Genomic DNA, 760 nt, shown 5'->3' on the forward strand with positions numbered 1-760 from the left:
AAATAAATAGTCCGGCGGTGATGGCGAGAAGGTCACACCCGTTCCCATACCGAACACGGAAGTTAAGCTTCTCAGCGCCGATGGTAGTTGGGGCCTTGCCCCTGTGAGAGTAGGACGCTGCCGGGCGTCAATTATGGAGGATTAGCTCAGCTGGGAGAGCATCTGCCTTACAAGCAGAGGGTCGGCGGTTCGATCCCGTCATCCTCCACCATTTAAATTTCTCTTATATTTATGCCGGCCTAGCTCAATTGGTAGAGCAACTGACTTGTAATCAGTAGGTTGGGGGTTCAAGTCCTCTGGCCGGCACCTTTTGCCCATACTTATCATTTTTATCGATAGTGGGCCATTAGCTTAGTTGGTAGAGCATCTGACTCTTAATCAGAGGGTCGAAGGTTCGAATCCTTCATGGCCCACCATCTAAAGTATTCGACAAAAGGCAGTAATTTTAGTAAGAGCCATTAGCTCAGTTGGTAGAGCATCTGACTTTTAATCAGAGGGTCGAAGGTTCGAGTCCTTCATGGCTCACCATATAAATATGCGGGTGTGGCGGAATTGGCAGACGCACCAGACTTAGGATCTGGCGCCGCAAGGCGTGGGGGTTCGACTCCCTTCACCCGCACCATTATAATAAACGCGGAAGTAGTTCAGTGGTAGAACATCACCTTGCCAAGGTGGGGGTCGCGGGTTCGAATCCCGTCTTCCGCTCCATATGCCGGGGTGGCGGAACTGGCAGACGCACAGGACTTAAAATCCTGCGGTA

The 760-nt window shown here is 51.2% G+C and carries 6 tRNA genes and 1 rRNA gene; all 7 read left to right on the plus strand.

The annotated features are described in order from the left end of the window. The first annotated feature begins 10 nt into the window (after positions 1 to 10). The 7 genes from rrf (at position 11) to M3183_RS26630 (ending at position 708) form a co-directional block, all read left to right on the plus strand. Positions 11 to 126, plus strand: a 5S ribosomal RNA gene (gene rrf, locus M3183_RS26600). Between the two features lie 9 nt (positions 127 to 135). Next, positions 136 to 211 (plus strand) — tRNA-Val (locus M3183_RS26605). Between the two features lie 22 nt (positions 212 to 233). Further along, a tRNA-Thr gene (locus M3183_RS26610) sits at positions 234 to 306 on the plus strand. A gap of 34 nt (positions 307 to 340) precedes the next feature. Next, a tRNA-Lys gene (locus M3183_RS26615) sits at positions 341 to 416 on the plus strand. A gap of 36 nt (positions 417 to 452) precedes the next feature. Continuing rightward, a tRNA-Lys gene (locus tag M3183_RS26620) sits at positions 453 to 528 on the plus strand. A 9-nt stretch (positions 529 to 537) separates the two neighbouring features. After that, positions 538 to 622 (plus strand) — tRNA-Leu (locus M3183_RS26625). Positions 623 to 633: 11 nt separating this feature from the next. Next, positions 634 to 708: transfer RNA gene (locus tag M3183_RS26630), tRNA-Gly, on the plus strand. Positions 709 to 760: the final 52 nt, after the last annotated feature.

Source organism: Neobacillus mesonae, assembly GCF_023715155.1.
Taxonomy (GTDB): Bacteria; Bacillota; Bacilli; order Bacillales; family Cytobacillaceae; genus Neobacillus; species Neobacillus mesonae_A.